Source organism: Candidatus Venteria ishoeyi (assembly GCF_030378065.1).
GTDB lineage: Bacteria > Pseudomonadota > Gammaproteobacteria > Beggiatoales > Beggiatoaceae > Venteria > Venteria ishoeyi.
In genome coordinates, this window is sequence record NZ_JAUCGJ010000001.1 from 159942 (window position 1) to 177457 (window position 17516).

16 protein-coding genes are annotated in these 17516 nt (G+C 45.5%); 8 read left to right on the forward strand and 8 right to left on the reverse strand.

What is annotated here, in order from left to right; translation table 11 throughout:
• Nucleotides 1-43: 43 nt before the first annotated feature.
• Nucleotides 44-1339: a glutamyl-tRNA reductase gene (gene hemA, locus QUF61_RS00655; protein WP_103921384.1), complete on the reverse strand. Its 1296-nt coding sequence runs from the start codon at nucleotides 1337-1339 to the stop codon at nucleotides 44-46.
• Between the two features lie 144 nt (nucleotides 1340-1483).
• On the opposite strand from hemA, the gene QUF61_RS00660 reads away from it, so the two are divergent.
• A complete protein-coding gene (locus tag QUF61_RS00660; RefSeq protein ID WP_289679958.1) occupies nucleotides 1484-3448 on the forward strand; it encodes a tetratricopeptide repeat protein in 1965 nt (654 codons plus the stop codon).
• 41 nt (nucleotides 3449-3489) lie between these two features.
• Here the strand turns inward: QUF61_RS00660 and QUF61_RS00665 are convergent, their stop codons facing one another.
• Together QUF61_RS00665 and QUF61_RS00670 are read right to left on the reverse strand one after the other, a co-directional pair.
• Nucleotides 3490-4917 carry an AAA family ATPase gene (locus QUF61_RS00665; protein ID WP_289679960.1) on the reverse strand — a complete coding sequence of 476 codons (1428 nt, stop codon included), beginning with the start codon at nucleotides 4915-4917 and terminating at the stop codon, nucleotides 3490-3492.
• 6 nt (nucleotides 4918-4923) lie between these two features.
• Complete coding sequence (locus QUF61_RS00670; protein WP_289679961.1) at nucleotides 4924-6594, reverse strand: NB-ARC domain-containing protein; 1671 nt, start codon at nucleotides 6592-6594, stop codon at nucleotides 4924-4926.
• A gap of 239 nt (nucleotides 6595-6833) precedes the next feature.
• Between QUF61_RS00670 and rfbC the strand changes: the two genes are divergently transcribed.
• On the forward strand, nucleotides 6834-7361 hold the full coding sequence (rfbC, locus tag QUF61_RS00675) for a dTDP-4-dehydrorhamnose 3,5-epimerase (RefSeq protein ID WP_103921380.1): 528 nt from the start codon (nucleotides 6834-6836) through the stop codon (nucleotides 7359-7361).
• A gap of 105 nt (nucleotides 7362-7466) precedes the next feature.
• On the forward strand, nucleotides 7467-8387 hold the full coding sequence (gene rfbD, locus QUF61_RS00680) for a dTDP-4-dehydrorhamnose reductase (RefSeq protein WP_103921379.1): 921 nt from the start codon (nucleotides 7467-7469) through the stop codon (nucleotides 8385-8387).
• Between the two features lie 282 nt (nucleotides 8388-8669).
• On the opposite strand, the gene QUF61_RS00685 is transcribed toward rfbD, so the two are convergent.
• Both QUF61_RS00685 and QUF61_RS00690 read right to left on the reverse strand, forming a co-directional pair.
• Nucleotides 8670-9440, reverse strand: coding sequence for a ketopantoate reductase family protein (locus tag QUF61_RS00685; RefSeq protein WP_103921378.1), 771 nt, complete (start codon nucleotides 9438-9440; stop codon nucleotides 8670-8672).
• Between the two features lie 145 nt (nucleotides 9441-9585).
• Nucleotides 9586-10089, reverse strand: coding sequence for a DUF1269 domain-containing protein (locus QUF61_RS00690; protein ID WP_103921377.1), 504 nt, complete (start codon nucleotides 10087-10089; stop codon nucleotides 9586-9588).
• Between the two features lie 170 nt (nucleotides 10090-10259).
• Here QUF61_RS00690 and QUF61_RS00695 point away from each other — a divergent pair, with 170 nt between their 5' ends.
• The 5 genes from QUF61_RS00695 to QUF61_RS00715 all read left to right on the forward strand — a co-directional run bounded on the left by QUF61_RS00695 (nucleotide 10260) and on the right by QUF61_RS00715 (nucleotide 15959).
• Nucleotides 10260-10709, forward strand: a complete 450-nt coding sequence (locus QUF61_RS00695; RefSeq protein ID WP_289679963.1) for a paraquat-inducible protein A — start codon at nucleotides 10260-10262, stop codon at nucleotides 10707-10709.
• Nucleotides 10699-11661 (forward strand): EF-P lysine aminoacylase EpmA, encoded by a 963-nt coding sequence (gene epmA / locus QUF61_RS00700; protein WP_177428576.1) that lies wholly within the window; start codon nucleotides 10699-10701, stop codon nucleotides 11659-11661. The genes QUF61_RS00695 and epmA overlap by 11 nt, the downstream gene beginning before the upstream one ends.
• A 144-nt stretch (nucleotides 11662-11805) precedes the next feature.
• Nucleotides 11806-12594, forward strand: a complete 789-nt coding sequence (locus tag QUF61_RS00705) for an inositol monophosphatase family protein (protein WP_103921374.1) — start codon at nucleotides 11806-11808, stop codon at nucleotides 12592-12594.
• Nucleotides 12595-12924: 330 nt separating this feature from the next.
• Nucleotides 12925-15003: a glycosyltransferase family 4 protein gene (locus QUF61_RS00710; protein WP_289679965.1), complete on the forward strand. Its 2079-nt coding sequence runs from the start codon at nucleotides 12925-12927 to the stop codon at nucleotides 15001-15003.
• Nucleotides 15004-15119: 116 nt separating this feature from the next.
• Nucleotides 15120-15959 (forward strand): Npun_R2479 family HD domain-containing metalloprotein, encoded by an 840-nt coding sequence (locus QUF61_RS00715; RefSeq protein WP_286019485.1) that lies wholly within the window; start codon nucleotides 15120-15122, stop codon nucleotides 15957-15959.
• A gap of 68 nt (nucleotides 15960-16027) precedes the next feature.
• Here the strand turns inward: QUF61_RS00715 and QUF61_RS00720 are convergent, their stop codons facing one another.
• The 3 genes from QUF61_RS00720 to QUF61_RS00730 are packed head-to-tail and all read right to left on the reverse strand — an operon-like array spanning nucleotide 16028 to nucleotide 17196.
• Entirely contained in the window at nucleotides 16028-16276 is a 249-nt protein-coding gene (locus tag QUF61_RS00720) for a hypothetical protein (RefSeq protein WP_289679971.1), read from the reverse strand.
• Complete coding sequence (locus QUF61_RS00725; protein WP_289679966.1) at nucleotides 16218-16598, reverse strand: transcriptional regulator; 381 nt, start codon at nucleotides 16596-16598, stop codon at nucleotides 16218-16220. The genes QUF61_RS00720 and QUF61_RS00725 overlap by 59 nt, the downstream gene beginning before the upstream one ends.
• Nucleotides 16588-17196, reverse strand: a complete 609-nt coding sequence (locus QUF61_RS00730; protein WP_103921370.1) for a hypothetical protein — start codon at nucleotides 17194-17196, stop codon at nucleotides 16588-16590. Before QUF61_RS00730 ends, QUF61_RS00725 begins: the two co-directional genes overlap by 11 nt.
• Nucleotides 17197-17516: the final 320 nt, after the last annotated feature.

Below are 17516 nucleotides of genomic sequence, written 5' to 3' on the forward strand. Positions count from 1 at the left end.
TCATGTACGACTTGTACACGCCGGTTTTTCGCACTGCCTTCGCTCATGATGGTTTAGTAACAGTTTCGGAACGCGTGCATTGCGGGGGAATTTCCGGCAGATTAAATAATTGCCGGGCGACATCAATAAATTCCTCATCACCATTACTGGCGGCTTCCCGTAATTGGGTGGAAGGTGCGTGTAAAAATGTATTGGTCAATTGATAGGCCAGTTGTTGAATCACATCTTCAGGATCGCCGCCATTTTTCAGCAGGCGCAAGGCGCGATCACTCACTTCCTGCCTTTGTTGCAGCGCCTGTTCCCGAATTGCACAAATGGTATCCACCGCGCCCAGGGAATCCAGCCAACTGATAAAATGCGTAACCTGGGTGTCGATAATTTCTTCTGCCTGCACCGCAGCCTGCTGGCGGTTGCGCAGATTTTCCTGAATCACATCATTGAGATCATCAACCGTATATAAATACACATTTTCCAAGTCACCCGCCGCTGCTTCAACATCACGCGGCACGGCAATATCGACAATAAACATGGGCCGATGTTTGCGTTTTTTAACGGCTTCCTGGATTTGTGAGGCTAATAAAACAGGGATGTCACTGCCGGTGGAACTGATAATGACATCGGCTTCTGCCAGATGCTCAGAAATTTCCGGCAGGGTAATGGCGTAACCGCCCATTGCCATTGCCAGATGCCGCGCACGCTCCAAAGTCCGGTTTGCCACCACCATGCGCCCCAACTGGTTTTCATGGAGGTGACGTGCTGCCAGTTCTATGGTTTCGCCTGCGCCAATGAGCAGCGCTGTGCGATTGCTGAGATCGCCAAACACTTGCTGCGCCAGACGCACGGCGGCAAAAGCCACAGAGATGGGGCTGGAGCTGATGGCGGTATCGGTGCGCACTTGTTTGGCAACGGCAAAACTGTGTTGAAACAAACGCCCCAACAACATGCCCAATGTGCCGCTTTTCTGCGCAATGCGATAGGCATTTTTTAGTTGCCCCAGAATTTGCGGCTCACCCAACACCATAGAGTCCAGGCCGCTGGCAACGCGCAGCAGATGGCGCACCGCAGAACGGGCGGAGTGCACGTATAAACTGGTATTCAGCAAGTCACGGGAGGTGTTACGATACTGGCTGAACCAGTCTATCACCTGACTGCCATCTTCTTGTATTCCGCAGTACACTTCGGTGCGATTACAGGTAGACAATAACACGGCTTCACGAATGCCGGTTTGTTGTTTTAAGTCCTGTAGCGCGACGGGCAGTTGCGTTTCAGTAAAACTAAAACGCTCCCGAATATCGACAGTGGCTGTGTTATGGTTGATTCCAAAAGCAAATAACCGCATAACGTATTAAAAGATTTCTTTAAGGTTAGGAAATTAAGGTACCTCTAGTAATCGCCTAGAGGAAAAAGGGTGCTATTATATACTCTTGCTAGATTCGATTTTATTTTTTTCCTGGATTCAGGATGGTTTTTTCTGGAATAAGCTGTGAAACTGTTTTTACGTAATATTTTGATTATTTTTATATTGATTTTAAATTCCGCCCTGCAAGGCTGCGCCAGTGAGCTGTCTGTAGAACACCGCGCTGAAGTTATAACGCCACAAGAAACAAGTGGTAAGGCACAAGCGGCTGAATATACTGATGCCAGCAAAAATTCTGGGGCGGTTGCCAAACCTGACAAGGCTGTGCCAGAACAAAAATTGATGCCACCAGCAAAAATTGCAGAAAAAAATATCAACAATGCCATGAAAAATCGTCCGACTTTTCATTCGGCAGAGCAGGTGCGAATTTATCATAACAGCCTGTATCAGTTGATGATTGCGGAAATGGCTGGATTTCAGGGCGATTATTCGACTGCGGCAAAACATTATTATGAAGTTGCAAAAACTTCAGAAAATCCCAAAATTGCCGCACGCGCCACCCGTCTGTCTTTATATGCCAAGTTACCCCAATTAGCCTTGGATGCTGCAAAATTATGGTATCGCCTGGCACCTGATAATAAAGGTGCGCGTCAGGCATTGATCGCGACTTTATTACAACACGGGGAAACCGATGCAGCGGCTGAACAGATACAAGCGATGCTGGCGGCAAGCAACATCGCTACTGATAGTGCTGATGCTCAGGAAACCGATAGCCAGGAGAGCACAAAAGCTGCAACAGACATCAGCCAGGATGAACAAATTGAGACTTTAATTTTATTGCTCAAACAAGGCGGCAACCAGAAAGCGGCGATTGAAGTTATGGATAAGCTGGTGCTGGCGCAACCGGAAAATGCCGCTTTATTGTATTTATATGCGCGATTACTGATTGGCTCGGAAGAAGGGGATAAGGCGACAAGTGTATTGGAGAGCCTGTTGAATCTGCAACCAAATCACCCCGAAGCTGTCTTGTTATATGTTGAGTTATTACATCAGCAGCATAGCCAGCCCAAGGCACTGCGTTTTTTGCGTAATCTTCTGCAAAACTATCCCGATCACAATGACTGGCGCATGATGTATGCGCGTATGCTGGTCAGCGCAGAAGAATATGATTTAGCCGCGCAACAGTTTGAGCACTTATTACAGGAAAATCCAGGGGATTACGATACATTATATGCTTTGTCATTGATTTATTTGCAAAATAAAAACTTTAAGCAGGCGCGCCTTTATTTAAATGAAATATTAAAAAATGCGGAACTGGAAGAGCAACGTGATACCGCCCGCTATTTTCTGGGACAGGCCGATGAGCAGGAAGAAAAATTCAGTCTGGCGATACAAGCTTACAAAGGGATAGATCACTCCAGTCAATATTATTTCAGCGCTAATGTACGTGTTGTTTTGTTATATATTGATCAGAAAAAATATAACCCTGCGTTGGAGCATCTCAAATCCTTAAACAGCAATGATGCTGAGGAATCACTGACGCTGCTTAAACTTGAGGCAGAAATTTATACTCAGCAGGAACGCCATGATGCCGTACTCAAGGTCTATCAGCGCGGCCTGGATGCCGATCCGGAAAATGTTGACCTGTTGTATATGCATGCAATGACAGCGGAATTGCTCAATGAGCTTGAACTCAGTGAACGCGGGTTTCGTAAAATTCTGGCGCTTGAACCGGAAAATATTGATGCCTTAAACGCCCTGGGATACACGCTGGCTGATCGCACCAATCGTTATCAGGAAGCCTATGAGCTGATTTATAAGGCTTATGAGCAAAAACCGGATGCCTTTTATATTTTAGATAGCATGGGCTGGGTTTTATATCATTTAGGTGAGCATAAAAAAGCGCTGGGTTATTTACGCAAAGCCTTGCAACTCAAAGATGATCCAGAAATTGCTGCCCATCTTGCTGAGGTTTTATGGGTGTTGGGTGAAGAAGTCGAAGCCCGTCACATACTGAAAAAAGCTTTTGCCAAATTTCCTGATGATAAACGCTTGCAAAAAGTGATTCAGAAATATCTGGGCGCCTTGTAGGCGCTGTTGATAAACCCCGTCTAAAAAGACAATCGCCTTAATTACTCAATGCTGCGAATAAAAGGCTTATAAACGGTCAAACTATTTGGTAATTGATGCAAAGCGGCCTGAGCCTGCTTGCGGTTGTTAAAACCGGCATAGATTAAAAGCCAGATATTGGCTTTGTTTTTTATCAGGTATAAATGATTTTGCAGGGTCTGTAAATTATCTTGCGCCAATGCTTTACGCAATACGATGGGGTTATCACTATTTAATCGCATAAGCTGTATGTAATATCGAGCTTTATCCGGGTTTTCTTTCCAGTTTTTGCTGTAACGCATTTTTTGCGGCAAATCAATATTGGTCAAGGATAAGGATTGGTCAAAGCTGAAAAAACGGCTATGCTCTGGTGTCTCTAATCGTGGGGCGGAAGGTTCAGGTGTCACTATCGTTATCACTGGAAGAGGTTGATCGCCTACCTGAAACCATTTATTGATTGGTGGTTCAGAGGCCATTGTCGAGGCCGTTATCGAGGCTGGTGTCAAAGTGGATTGCCCAATAGGCAACCAGGGCATGGAAAAAAGTTTTCCCGGCAGCCAATGCTTGGTGGCGAAGATGGCTAAGCCCACTAATAAAATGAATCCCATGCTTGCCAGACTCATTCTTTGCCAACCCCTTAAGGTTTGCTCTTGATAGCCACTGTCTTTGGCTGCCAGTAATATATGTTTTTTGCTGACGCTGTGGGTATTATCAGAAAAGGCGGCTAACAGGGCTTTATCGGCAAGGATGTTCACCCGCCGCAATAAGCCCAAAGAATAGTGTTTCAGCGTCCGTAATGCACTGGCTGAAAATACACTGGGGCCGCGATAACCCACAATCTGCATACGAAAATCCAGATAGCCCCGAATGTCCAATAATGGCGGCAGGTAAAAGTGATGGGTAATGCGCTCGCGTAGTTGCCTGATGCTTTTGTGCTTCAGATTGTCATCCAGTTCCGGTTGTCCAAACAGAATAATTTGTAATAATTTATGCTGACTGGTTTCCAGGTTGCTGAGCAGGCGAATCTCTTCCAGGGTTTCCAGTGGCATCCCCTGCGCTTCTTCCACCAGCAATAAAACCTGCTTTTTCTCACTGTGTTTTTGTAACAGGGTTTCATGCAGGCGCTGCATAAGCTGTAAATGATTGACATCATTTGTAAACTGCAAATCCATTTCCATCGCAATGGCCTGTAAAATGGTATCCGGTGTCAAGCGGGGATTTGCCAGATATAACACTTCCACCTGCTCAGGCAGTTTTTCCGGCAACATTCGGCACAACATGGTTTTGCCGCTGCCCACTTCACCCGTGACTTTAACCACGCCTTCACCATTGCCAACGGCGTAAACCAAAGCATCTAACATCAAACCACGCTCTTCACCACGATAAAATAATTGTGGATCGGGCGTGATCTTAAAGGGCGGGCTGTTCAGGCCAAAATATTCGTAATACACAGCTTATTACACTTCATTATTTTCCGGCATCGGTGGTTCCCAGGTTGGCAGTGTTTCTTTCGCCTGATTCAGCATTGCCTGGATATCCTTGGAAGCATTTTGCCACAGACGATCAAGTAACTCACTGGCAAACAGGCCGGGATCTTCGTGTAGCACGGAAGCTGCCATGAGCAGGGCGTGTTGTATCCGCGCCAAATCAGCATCATCTAATAAACCATAATCATGGATGACATGGTGCAAGCCACCATATTGAAAGGATTTTTTTATCCAGTCAAAATTCAGTAGCAAGGAACGCGCTTCCTGCAAGCGTCCGGCTTTCAGTAGATGGGTGCACACATGCGTATAGAAATAACCATCATCCGGGCCACTTAACCAGCCTTGTCCGCATTGACGCAAATAGGCTGCAAGCATATGCTGATGTAGTTTATCTACATCTGAAAAATCATGTAAATAGGCATATTGAAAACTATGCAGACTGACATAAGCTTGTTTGCCTTGTCCATGTTGTTGTAACAAGCCTTTTTCAGCAAAGTCATCCAGCAAACTTTGCGCTTCCTGCGCTGGCAGATTGAACATATATTGCCACAGCATAAAAATAATCGGCACGGGCATCCAACTGGGGTCTGCAAATACCGCCAATACCAGATAACATTCGCCTTGCTCGCCCAGAGCTTCCAGGTATAAATACAAAGCCTGCATTAAATAATAAGGATGGCCTTCATCAAACTCCCAGTCATCTTCCTGTAAACGCTCCAGTAATTGTTTCCAGGCGGATTCCGTATCACTGACCATGCCAGTTTCTAACCAGCTTGCCAGTGTATTGGCTGCTAATTTCAGTGCCAATGGGTTAGATGCGCAGGTTTCAAGAATGCCATTAAGTGATGAGTCTGTACTGGGCATGGGTTGCTGGCTGTTATCACCTAATAATTCTATTGCGCTGGGTTGCTCTAGCGGTGCTAACTGATAATGTAATGTCTGATTGGTTTTATATTGTAAAAAAGTCGGCAGGGTTGCATTATGGGTGGTAATTAATACCCGGCATTGGTTGCCCAGTTCCATAAATGCTAAAACACTTTCGATATCTTCAGCATTATCCAATATCAATAAACAGCAACGGGCAGCAAATAAATCCTGCATATAGGCTAACAGGTTTTCTGGCTCCACAAAAGCTTGTATGGATTTATTGAAAAAACCTGCCAGACGTTGATATTGCTGAAAAATATCGGAATGTGCATCCATGCCAATCCAGAAAATTCCATCTGAAAACTGGGAGCGAACATCCTGATCATAAGCCAAATGCGCTGCCAGCATGGATTTACCCATGCCACATTCCCCTTCAATTAATATGGGTGTTTTTTGCGCATCTACTTTTGCTTGTAATTTAGATTTAATTTCTGCAAATAAAGGGGGTTCGATCCAGTTTTTCTCGGCAAGCAGTGGTATGTCAAACAAGTCTCGATCTGCTTTTTTTGCCCCTGAATTAGCAGCGGCTTCTGTTCCCATCTGATTTTGCATTTCTTCTAATGCAAACTCAATATTGGTAATAATTTGTTGTGCCTGCTGATCCTTTTTAGCAACATCAGCTAATTTCTCAATTATTTTTAATTCCTGCAAGGTTTTTGCCAGTAAATCTTTATATTCGGTATTTTGTGTCCTGAGTTGTTGTTCTACGGACATTGTTGTGCTCCTTGAGTTTCAGGCGATTGCTGTTATGGTATACTTTTTTTCAAACACGGATCGACTCAATTTCACCTAAATAAGCGATGAAAACCAATATCAGGTTTTTTAAGTAAAAAATAGTCAGACCCGGTACACACTATCAAAAACCTGGCATGAGATGGAAACGGTTTTTAGCCACAAGTGGCTAATCGATCTTACACGAAACCAGATTAAACAAGGAGTCTTTAGTACCCATCATGAATGTCATCACAACTGAAATTCCCGGTGTATTAATCATTGAACCCAAAGTCTTTGGTGACGAACGTGGTTTTTTTCTGGAAACCTACCAGGCAGAGCGTTATAAGGCTGCGGGAATTGCTGAGCCTTTTGTACAGGATAACCATTCACGTTCTCGTTACGGCGTATTGCGCGGTCTGCATTTTCAGCGCCAGCGTCCACAAGGTAAGCTGGTTTCTGTTACCCAGGGAGAAGTCTTTGATGTCGCCGTTGATATTCGTAAAGATTCCCCGGCATTCGGGCGCTGGGTGGGCATTACCCTGACCGCTGAAAATCATACCCAGTTTTATGTACCGCCAGGTTGCGCACATGGGTTTTGTGTCCTATCTGAAACAGCCGACTTTACCTATAAATGTACGGATTATTATCAACCGGATGATGAGGGCAGCTTAATCTGGAATGATCCGGATGTTGGTATAGAATGGCCTATCAGTGATCCTGTTTTGTCTGAAAAAGATGCCAAAGCACCGCTATTGAAAGCTTTATAAGCTGGTGTTATGTAAAAGCTTCTGTTTCGCCGGTTTTGAGGATTTGAAACGCGAAAAAACCGCTTTTGCTTCACGCTGGTTTTCATAACCCCTTCAGGAAAACACATGACACATCAAAGAAAACGTATTTTATTAGTCAGCAATACCGGGCAGGTCGGCGCAGAGCTATGGCGCTCGTTACAATCTTTAGGCGATGTGATCACGGTGGATCGTGATCATCCCACTTATCCAGTGGATTTAGCCGATCACAGTCAACTGCGCCATGCTGTGCGCGATGTTGCGCCTGATATTATTGTTAATGCCGCCGCTTATACTGCGGTTGACAACGCAGAGCAGGACGAAGCACTGGCTATGGCAATTAATGGCACCGCACCCGGTATCCTGGCTGAAGAGGCTAAGGCGCTGGATGCTTTGCTGGTGCATTATTCCACAGATTATGTATATAACGGCAAACATGTGGATAAACCTTATGTGGAAACCGATTTTTGCGACCCACGTAGTGTTTATGGTAAAACCAAACTGGCGGGGGATGAAGCGATTCAAGGTATCGGCTGCAAGCATCTGATTTTCCGTACCAGTTGGGTTTATGGACGTTATGGAAATAATTTCCTGTTGACCATGCTGCGCCTGGGACAAGAGCGTTCCGAATTAAGCATCGTCGCTGACCAAATTGGCGCGCCAACCTGGAGCCGCCTGATTTCTGATGCCACAACGCAGGTTTTAGTACAACTTCAATCTGCTTTATGCCCACATTCGATTGAGGATTTATCTGGTATTTATCATCTCACTTGTGGTGGTCAAACCAGTTGGTGTGATTTTGCCAAGGCCATCGTTTCTCACCTGCCTAATCCGCCCAGCGTATTCCCTATACGCACCGAAGAATATCCTGCACCCGCACCGCGTCCGGCCTATTCGGTTTTATCCAATGACAAACTTGCAGAAACATTTGGCGTGCGCCTGCCTGACTGGGATGTTGCTTTAGATGTTTGTCTGAGCCGCGAACAGGCAAAGTCTATTTTTCGATAATCCCATATTATCCGGTCTGTAGAGATGTAGCTAAGACGTAGCACTGCTACGTCTCTACGGAGAATAATTTGTCATGTTCCCAGCTTAGGAGTGAGAATTTTATAACTTCAGCAACTGGGCTGGTCTTTTTCTCCATTTTCTGCGTTCCGAAAACAGTTACATAGCTTGCTATGCGCCTGTTTTCACGCCTTGAAAATGAATAAAAATCCTGTGCCCAGTTTCTGCACTTATTTCATCCTCACTCCTTAGTTTCAGGAATTATAAAATCCTCGTTCCTAAGTTTTAATACAGTTTCTGAATTTGCCTGAGTACCGGCACATCTAATCCAGCCCTGTCTGCAATTTCTAATGCACGTTGCAAACGCCCAGGGGCGGAACGTCCCATACACTGATGTTCCGGGTCATTGTCAAAGGCTTCCACCATTGCGTTAATAAGATGCGCTTGCGGCAATTCTTCTGCGCTGAGAAAAGCTTGCAGTTCCAATACCTCGCTGGCAACTGATTCTGCTAATTCGTGATGCTGTTCCCAGAGTTGCCCGACATTACCCCCCACTTTAATACCTGCGATATTACTGGTCAGGATATACAGGTTTTTGCGTACCAGTTCAAATAATAAACTGGCTTTATCTTTTAACACCCGCACGGGAATTGAAAGACTGCCAAGGCTGTCTGCAATGACTTGCGCCTGTGGGCCATAAACCGGGGAGGGAATAATCACCTTAAAATCCTGTCCCGGTTTTTTCTCAAACCAGACGGAAATCACCGTAGGATTATCCAGATCATGTTGTTGCCAGTCTTTAGGTAATAATTCATTTTGTAATAAAACCAAACGCGTCCGCCAATGTTCTGGAATATGCTTAAGCAAGGGATGTAAATCTTGCTCTCCGGTGGCAAGTAACACTAATTGTGGCTGCGGGATGAGTTGCGCAGTCTGTGACAGATCGGTATTGCGAGTGACCGGATAAACCGGATACCCCGCACGTAAAAAGCCCCGGGCAAAGACACCGCCCATTTCTCCCAGACCCACTAAAATTACAGGGGATGGATATGTCATTCTGTTCTCCTTGTAGAATAAGCTTTTTAATCACGTCAAATCATGGCTTGCCTGACGTTATTGCAGAGATAAAATATGCTATTGTATACACCAGTTTAGTTGTTCTACCGCGCTTGCTTTATTGGGTTAGCTTGCGCGGTTTTTTTTACACCTGACCTGGTAGCGGTTTACGTGGATTTTTTAATACCCCTATTTTGACCTCAGGATGATGGTCATAAATTAGTGCTTTAACCGGTTCAATTTGCCCACTTGGCATATCAACAATTAATAGAATCTCTCCCTGGTAAATTCTATCCTGAAAATTATTCAGTTCGTGATTGGGTATATCGCTGGCAACCAGCGTGGATACCGCGATACCAAATATTGTGCCAATCACCGTGGTGGTGATTAATACCAATTTACTATCCAGTTCCAGCCCGGCAGGTGGTAACATGACCGCTGCCAGTCCCGCGCTTAAACCTGCGAGACCACCGACAATAATACCTAAGGCTAAGCCATATCCTAGTTCTGTTTTTTCCAGCTTAGTGGCCTGGTGTAAGCCTTCCAGAGAAATATCCTCTCTGGCAGCCGCATGAATATAATGATTAGAAATACCATTTTCATTGAGTTCTGCCACCAGTTTTTTGCAATGCGCAACATCCGGTAACATGAAATACAACCTCCTACGCATAAGTACCTCCCAAATTTTTAATCTTTTATAAAATCTACTGTAAAGCAGGGTTAAATTTTTTGCAAAATTCATTACATTGGATTCAGGTTAAAATACATTTTTACTCAAAAATCTGACCTCGGGTTCAGGTTATTTAAAGGATAGGGACGATGCCACGTAAAATAAACAGCACCGGACAATATTTTCAAGTAGCAGATGATACCCATTTGTGTGCCTGTTTTTGCTGCGGTTTGGTGCAAAAATTCCCTGATTTGGTGCAGCGAGTCCCTGGTTTGGTGCAAAAGTCTAAAAAGCATCCCCTACAACTGATTTGTCAGGCTGGTGAAATCCCCTTGCCGCACACCAAAAATACAGCGCCTTCCCCTGCTAATCAACCCTCGGCAATGCTGGCCTTGAGTGCTTTAATCCTGTATTTGCCAGCAATATTGTTGCCGATGTTGCGTACACTTAAACTACTTTTATTGTACCTGTTATCCAATAAAGCGCATTTATTGCATGGCGTGGAATTGCTGGGACGCCGGGGTATGCTGGATGTGATGCTGGTGGCAGCTATGTTATTTAACCCTTATGCAATATGGTGTAATGATTATGAGCGATAGCGACTGGCAACCGGGTGCAAACCGGGAACGCTTACAGGCAAGAGCGAATTTATTGTCTAAAATTCGGGATTTTTTTGCGCAGCGGGATGTGCTGGAAGTCGAAACCCCGGTATTATTTCGTGCCTGCGTGCCCGATCCTGCCATTGAACCCTTGCTGACGCAATATCATGGGCCGCAACCAGGCACATTATATCTGCAAAGCTCCCCGGAATTAGCCATGAAACGCTTATTAAGCGCGGGCAGTGGCGCGATTTACCAGATTAGCCGGGTGTTTCGGGATGGGGAGGCGGGACGCTTACATAACCCTGAATTCAGTTTATTGGAGTGGTATCGTCCTGGTTTTGATCACTGGCAATTAATGCAGGAAGTCGATGCTTTATTACAAGTCACCTTAAACACACCGCCTGCAACCTATCTGTCTTATATTGATGCCTTTTTACATTATGCCAAACTTCATCCACTGGATACGCCGCTGCAACAATTACAACAGCGAGCAGAGCAATGGCTGACACCCGTTCAGGCACAAAGTCTCGATAGGGATGACTGTCTCAATCTGATTCTAAGCCATGCTATTGAGCAGTATTTAGGGGTGCAGGCTCCTCTGTTTTTATATGATTATCCAGCCAGTCAGGCATCACTGGCGCGTAAGCTTCCTGACAGACCTGAATTAGCCGCGCGCTTTGAGTTATATATGCAGGGCGTGGAACTCGCCAATGGTTTTTTTGAACTCAATAATGCCAAAGAGCAAGCGCAACGTTTTAAGGAAGAACTGGCACAACGCAAACAGCGTGGTTTATTACAACCCGTGCAAGATGAGCGTTTTCTGGCTGCGCTGGAAGCGGGTTTACCGGATTGCGCAGGGGTTGCCCTGGGGCTGGATCGGTTGTTAATGTTACAAACCGGTGCACAGCATATTGATGAGGTATTAAGTTTTTCTATACAACGTGTTTGATGCTAAAACATCCGCAACATTCTATTGTCGGGCTTCATAGCAAAGACCTGTCAGGTCTGCACTTCTGTCATACTGGATTTCACTATTTTTTCTTAACACGCCTTACATCGAGTTCAGATTGATGTTAGGTAATAGGAGTACAAGATGTCTGCACCCAAGCTGGAGCACTTACGCCCCTTATTAAAGTCCGTAGCACAAGAGGAATTATTAGCGCGTTTCCAATCCTGTGATGCTCAACAAAAAGCCGATGGCAGTTTGGTGACTGAAGCGGATCTGGCTGCGAACACACGCATTATTCAAGCCTTAAAACAATCCTATCCAGATATTCCGGTGCTCAGCGAAGAAATGCCTGCAACAGAACAGGAAGCGTTGTTGGCTGCGCAAACCCCACTTTGGTGTCTGGATCCCTTAGATGGTACCACCAATTTTTCTGCGGGTTTACCTTGTTTTGCAATATCGCTGGCATTATTGGAAGCCGGACAGGCGCAAATGGGCATGGTCTATGACCCCATGCGTGATGAATGTTTCAGTGCCATACGGGGGCAGGGCGCTGAGCTTAATGGCCAAAAGCTTGGCACATTAAAACCCCGCACCCCACTGCACAAAGGCGTGGGCCTGGTGGATTTCAAACGCTTATCCCCAACGCTGCAACAGCGTCTGCTAAGTGCGCCACCTTATGCCTCGCAGCGTAATATTGGTGCGGTGGTGTTAGACTGGTGCTGGCTGGCGGCAGGGCGTGCGCATGTGTATATTCACGGTGGACAAAAGCTCTGGGATTACGCCGCAGCCGCTTTAATTTTTGCTGAAGCAGGTGGTTCGGCATGCAGCTTTGAAGGTGAAGAAATTCAGCCCAATACCTTAAAAAGCCGTTCAGCGATTGCAGCATTAGATGCTGAAATTTTTGAGCAATGGCAAAATTGGTTAAATAGCTAGTACAGTAACTGGTAAAAACAAATAATAACTTCAGGACTGGCAGTCCCTAAAGGACTGCCAGTCCTACGCTCAAAGTTATTATGTGAACTTAGTGTTCGCTGTACTAGGAGGCTGTCCGAAAACACAAGACCTACTGCGGAAAAGCTGGATTTGGTCAGATTTCTCCCTTATTTTCGTTAAATATACCCAATATTCGCCTCAAATAATGAAAAAATCTGCCTCAAACCAGCCTTCCCTCGCTACGGCCTCTGTTCTCGGATAGCCTCCTAGGAGGCTGTCTGAGAATAGCCTCCCAGGTCGTGTTGTACAATAAGATAACGATAAGACAGTATGCAAAATCAAAAAATAATGAAAAATAATCAGGGCATTGCCATCCTTAAACAAGCAGACTGGCAATTAGAATACAACCCGGAACCCAACCCAGGCTCCAACCCAGGCTCCAACCTGGAAAGCCAACCTGTGCTGATTGTCGTCATTGCTGTAGAAACTGCGGTTAGTGTACTGGAAACTTGTTTACACGCCCTGATTTCACACACTCCAACACATTGTAAAATACTTGTTTTACAAAACTATCAGCATGTTGAACAAGCAATATGGCAGGCTTTACGGCAAACCATTACAGTTACTGATTTACACTGCGATGACAAACCAAGCGCCACTTTACAGCATATTGTTAAGCAGCACCCACAACAGGATATTGTGGTACTGGACGCGGCTATCAGCGTCACCCCGAACTGGTTGGCCTTATTACAGCAATGCGCGCACAGTGATGCGCAAATTGCGCTGGTTGGAGTATTAAGTAATGATGCAGGGTGGCAAAGCGTACCCACATTACCCCATCAACATCCTGCTAAAGCATTACCACTGGATATGGACAGTGCGCAAATGGCACAGCGTTTGCGCGCGACATCGTGCCGTATTTATCCGCGCCTGCCCTATCTTGACCCTGCCTGTATCCTGTTAAAAGCACAGGCGCGTGGACAACTGGGGCCATTGGCACCAGATTTGGCAACAATTCCGATGCAGTTGCTGGAATACAGCCTGCGCGCCCAGGCAGAGGATTTGACCTCAGTAGTGGCTGACGATGTCTGGTTATATGCCCATGCGCCGCGCCCGACAACAGCAAACCCGCTAATGCATCCCGCTTTGTTGCAACGCTTTACTGAACCCCTGTTGTTAAAACAACGTAATTTGTGCCGCGACAGCCGGGTTATGGCGGGTTTGCGCGCGCGCACACAAGTGCTGTTAAAGCGTTGGAATTATATTGAAAGCGCCTTATTCCGTTGGCAGGGGAAAAAAATCATGATTATATTGCCACTGCGGGAAACCGGCGGTGGCAGCCATGTGATTGTTTCGGAAGCACAGGTACTGCGGCGCATGGGCGTGGATATACAACTGCTGAATTTTTATGGGCATCAACAGGATTTTGAGGCCTGTTACCCGGATTTGGAAGTCCCTGTCTGTTATGTGCATCATGAGTCTGATATTCCCGAAGCCTGCCAAAATTTTGATGCGGTTATTGCCAGCGTATTTTTTACCGTACCCTGGTTACAGGCTTTGCTTGATTTTCCCAATCCACCAAAAATTGCTTATTATGTGCAGGATTTTGAACCCTGGTTTTTTATTGATAAAGCCAGTCGTTTGCCAGGATTTTGGTCCATGCCCGCATTGCGCCGCCGTCTGGCGGGTTATTATTTTCGCCGCAGCGAAGACTTTCGTGCTGCCTGGTTGTCTTATCTGCATATTCCAGACATACAGTTATTGACCAAAACCCGCTGGAACCAACAAGAACTATCTGCCATGCTGGGGAAAAACAGCCAGGTGATCGGTGCCAGCTATCAAAGTGATATTTTTATGCCACTACGCGAGCGCGCAGAGCATGACAAGCTGCGCATCAGCGCCATGATTCGACCAGCAACGCCGCGCCGTGCTGCCGCCCTGACCATGCAAGTCTTAGCAAAAATTCAACGGGCCTATCCACAACAGGTGGAAATTGTATTATTTGGCGTTGATGCAAATGACCCGGCACTGGCAAGCTTAAGCAGAGATTTTGAACATCAACATTTAGGTTTGCTCAGCCCTGCACAATTAGTCACGCTTTTTAATGATGTGGATATTTTTGTCGATTTCTCACGTTTTCAGGCAATGGGCCTGACCGCAATGGAAGCGATGGCCTGCGGGGTGGCTGTCATTGTGCCGGAAGCCGGTGGCAGCGGCAGTTTTGTCCGTCACGGAAAAAATGCACTGCAAGTAAATAGCCAATGTTTTCCACAATGTTATCAGGCGCTGCAACAACTGATTGAGCAATCTGCTCTGCGCCAACGCTTGGCGCAACAAGCCATTATGGATATGCCGCAGTTTCACCCTGAAGCGGTTGCCTGGAAGTTACTTGCCCAGTTATTTTCTTAGGAGTGAGGATGAAAAAAAATCCCATAGCAACTGCACAAGTTATTTAATTCCTGCTCCTTAGAGGGTATGATTATCTTTACCTCCAGCAAAAATCATTTAGAGGAAGGAACTTACAAATGATGTTTAACCCCACAGAATTGGTTGTTGAAGCATTTGTACAACGCCTAGAAGAAGCCTATTACCGCAATTATGGCAATCTGCAACAAGCGAATACATCAATTATCGCTTGGGCCGGGCGCATGGCGCTAGAACACTATTCCAACAGCAATGCCTTGTACCATAATATGGAACATACCATTATGGTGACGATGGTCGGACAGGAAATCCTGCGTGGTAAACATATTCGGGAAGGTGGGGTATCCAATCGTGACTGGCTGAATTTTATCGTTTCTCTGTTATGCCATGATATTGGTCATATACGTGGCATTTGTCAGCAGGACGGGGCTGGCATTTATGCCACTGGCATTGATGAGGGCATGGTCACATTACCCGCAGGTGCAACCGATGCCGCGCTCTCGCCTTATCATGTGGATCGGGGTAAGTTATTTATCCGCGAACGCTTTGGCGGCAATCCCTATGTTGACGCGGAAAGTATTGCCGCCAACATCGAGCTGACCCGATTTCCGGTACCTGATGACACGGATCATCAAAATACCTGTTCTTATCCGGGGCTGGTGCGTGCCGCAGATTTAATCGGTCAAATGGCTGACCCGCATTATATTCGTAAATTGCCCGCTTTATATTATGAATTTGAAGAAACCGGGGTTAATCAGCGTTTGAATTACCACAGCCCACAAGACCTAAAACGGGATTACCCCGCGTTTTACTGGAATATGGTCAACCATTATATCCAGGATGGTTTGTCCTACCTGCGGGTCACGCAGGAAGGCAAGCAGTGGATAGCCAATCTTTATTCACATGTGTTTGCCGCAGAACATGCTGCGGAGGAAGAGTGAATCACCGAGTTCTATGCATTTTGGTGAGGTGCATTAATGAGCATGATATACATATAAAATTAACCTATTTAGTTTTCCCTGAAAAATACTTTGTGATGCAAAGTAGCTTGCTGAAAAAAATCACTGGTTTTCAGCCATTCGCGTAACGACACTTGGCGCGTTAAGCCCAGTGGTGATAATTCTTCTACACAACAACCACACCAACGCAGGCGTGTGTGGGTTGCAGGAGAACCCAATGACAAAGGATGAGTACTGAGTTCAGGTGGCAAGCCATGCCGACTCAGATTTTGTAGTCTTTTTTGTTGCGGTTTCTGCATCTTTAATCACCTGCTCTAATGCTTGTAAATAATTCAGAAAGCGTTCTCGCCCATCTTCTGTCAGCAAACACGTCGTTTGTGGACGGTTATTCACAAAAGCTTTTTGAATACTGACCAATGATTCTTCCTGTAAAACCTTCAAATGACGACTGAGATTACCATCGGTCAAGCCCACCAAATCTCGTAATTCACTGAATAATAAACCTTCAGGCTGGGTTAACAGTGAGGTTAAAATACCCAGACGTGCTTTTTCATGAATCACCCGCTCCAGTCGCTCATAAGCGTAACGGCCTTTGTGGCTATGAAGAGATTCAGCGTTCATGTCGTTCCATTTCCCAATAAATAATCAAGGCGGCTAATAATTGTCCGCCACCAAATACCAAACCCATATTCCAGGGTGATAGACTTTGCCCGGTTGGAGCCAGGGTCAACAACCAGGCTGCTGCAATTAAATAAGCAGCACCCAGCCAAAACATGCGCCCTGGAAAAAACGGGCGACAGGCAAAGACGCCCAATGCAAATAGCAAGGCCCATAATCCCGGCATACATTGCAGCAAAACCGGGTGCATCCAGCGCAATGCAACAATGGTTAATAATAAACCTGCGAGTAATGTCGGCATAAATTGCAACAATACTGCATGGGTTTTGCGGCGTTCAAAAGGGGTATGGCTGCAGCGGTAATCCAGACCCAGCTTTATTCCAAACAGTAATACATTCAAACTTGCCACAACTGACCAGTAGAGTACAAATAAACCTGGATTATCCATATTCATCCAGGATGCCTGTACACTTGCGGCAAACAAACCACTGACCCCACTCAATACCAGCGGGACGCTGTTAAAACCCCGATAATATTCCGTGCGCGATACCTGCGCGTGGATATCGGCAAGATGGTTTAAAGCTTTTTCCAGATCTTGCATGGGTTTTTCCTTGTTTGTGCGGCTTGATAAATTAAAGTTTAGCAAATTACTTTACAATGTAAAGTATAGGGCCAATTAAAATTTAATTTTTACTCGACTATCAAGAATCAGCAATTCTCAATTTAAAAAATTGTTGAAAATAAGACGATAAAATTATGGCAAATTAGTGATGACAAACGTGAGTTTGAGAGAGGTAAAAAGTTGATAGATAATTCTTTAAAATCGGTTTTAGATGATGAAAAAATATCCAATGCCTTGATTAAAAATAGCGTTGAAAAGCTATGTAATAACAGTCGCTTGTATATTTTTAGTGACCATTG

What these genes read in the sequence shown, in the direction of transcription:
- hemA (WP_103921384.1), bottom strand. Translation starts at nt 1,339, where the DNA reads ATGCGGTTATTTGCTTTTGGAATCAACCATAACACAGCCACTGTCGAT.
- QUF61_RS00670 (WP_289679961.1), bottom strand. Translation starts at nt 6,594, where the DNA reads ATGTCCGTAGAACAACAACTCAGGACACAAAATACCGAATATAAAGAT.
- rfbC (WP_103921380.1), top strand. Translation starts at nt 6,834, where the DNA reads ATGAATGTCATCACAACTGAAATTCCCGGTGTATTAATCATTGAACCC.
- rfbD (WP_103921379.1), top strand. Translation starts at nt 7,467, where the DNA reads ATGACACATCAAAGAAAACGTATTTTATTAGTCAGCAATACCGGGCAG.
- QUF61_RS00685 (WP_103921378.1), bottom strand. Translation starts at nt 9,440, where the DNA reads ATGACATATCCATCCCCTGTAATTTTAGTGGGTCTGGGAGAAATGGGC.
- QUF61_RS00690 (WP_103921377.1), bottom strand. Translation starts at nt 10,089, where the DNA reads ATGTTACCGGATGTTGCGCATTGCAAAAAACTGGTGGCAGAACTCAAT.
- QUF61_RS00695 (WP_289679963.1), top strand. Translation starts at nt 10,260, where the DNA reads ATGCCACGTAAAATAAACAGCACCGGACAATATTTTCAAGTAGCAGAT.
- epmA (WP_177428576.1), top strand. Translation starts at nt 10,699, where the DNA reads ATGAGCGATAGCGACTGGCAACCGGGTGCAAACCGGGAACGCTTACAG.
- QUF61_RS00705 (WP_103921374.1), top strand. Translation starts at nt 11,806, where the DNA reads ATGTCTGCACCCAAGCTGGAGCACTTACGCCCCTTATTAAAGTCCGTA.
- QUF61_RS00710 (WP_289679965.1), top strand. Translation starts at nt 12,925, where the DNA reads ATGCAAAATCAAAAAATAATGAAAAATAATCAGGGCATTGCCATCCTT.
- QUF61_RS00715 (WP_286019485.1), top strand. Translation starts at nt 15,120, where the DNA reads ATGATGTTTAACCCCACAGAATTGGTTGTTGAAGCATTTGTACAACGC.
- QUF61_RS00720 (WP_289679971.1), bottom strand. Translation starts at nt 16,276, where the DNA reads ATGCAGAAACCGCAACAAAAAAGACTACAAAATCTGAGTCGGCATGGC.
- QUF61_RS00725 (WP_289679966.1), bottom strand. Translation starts at nt 16,598, where the DNA reads ATGAACGCTGAATCTCTTCATAGCCACAAAGGCCGTTACGCTTATGAG.
- QUF61_RS00730 (WP_103921370.1), bottom strand. Translation starts at nt 17,196, where the DNA reads ATGCAAGATCTGGAAAAAGCTTTAAACCATCTTGCCGATATCCACGCG.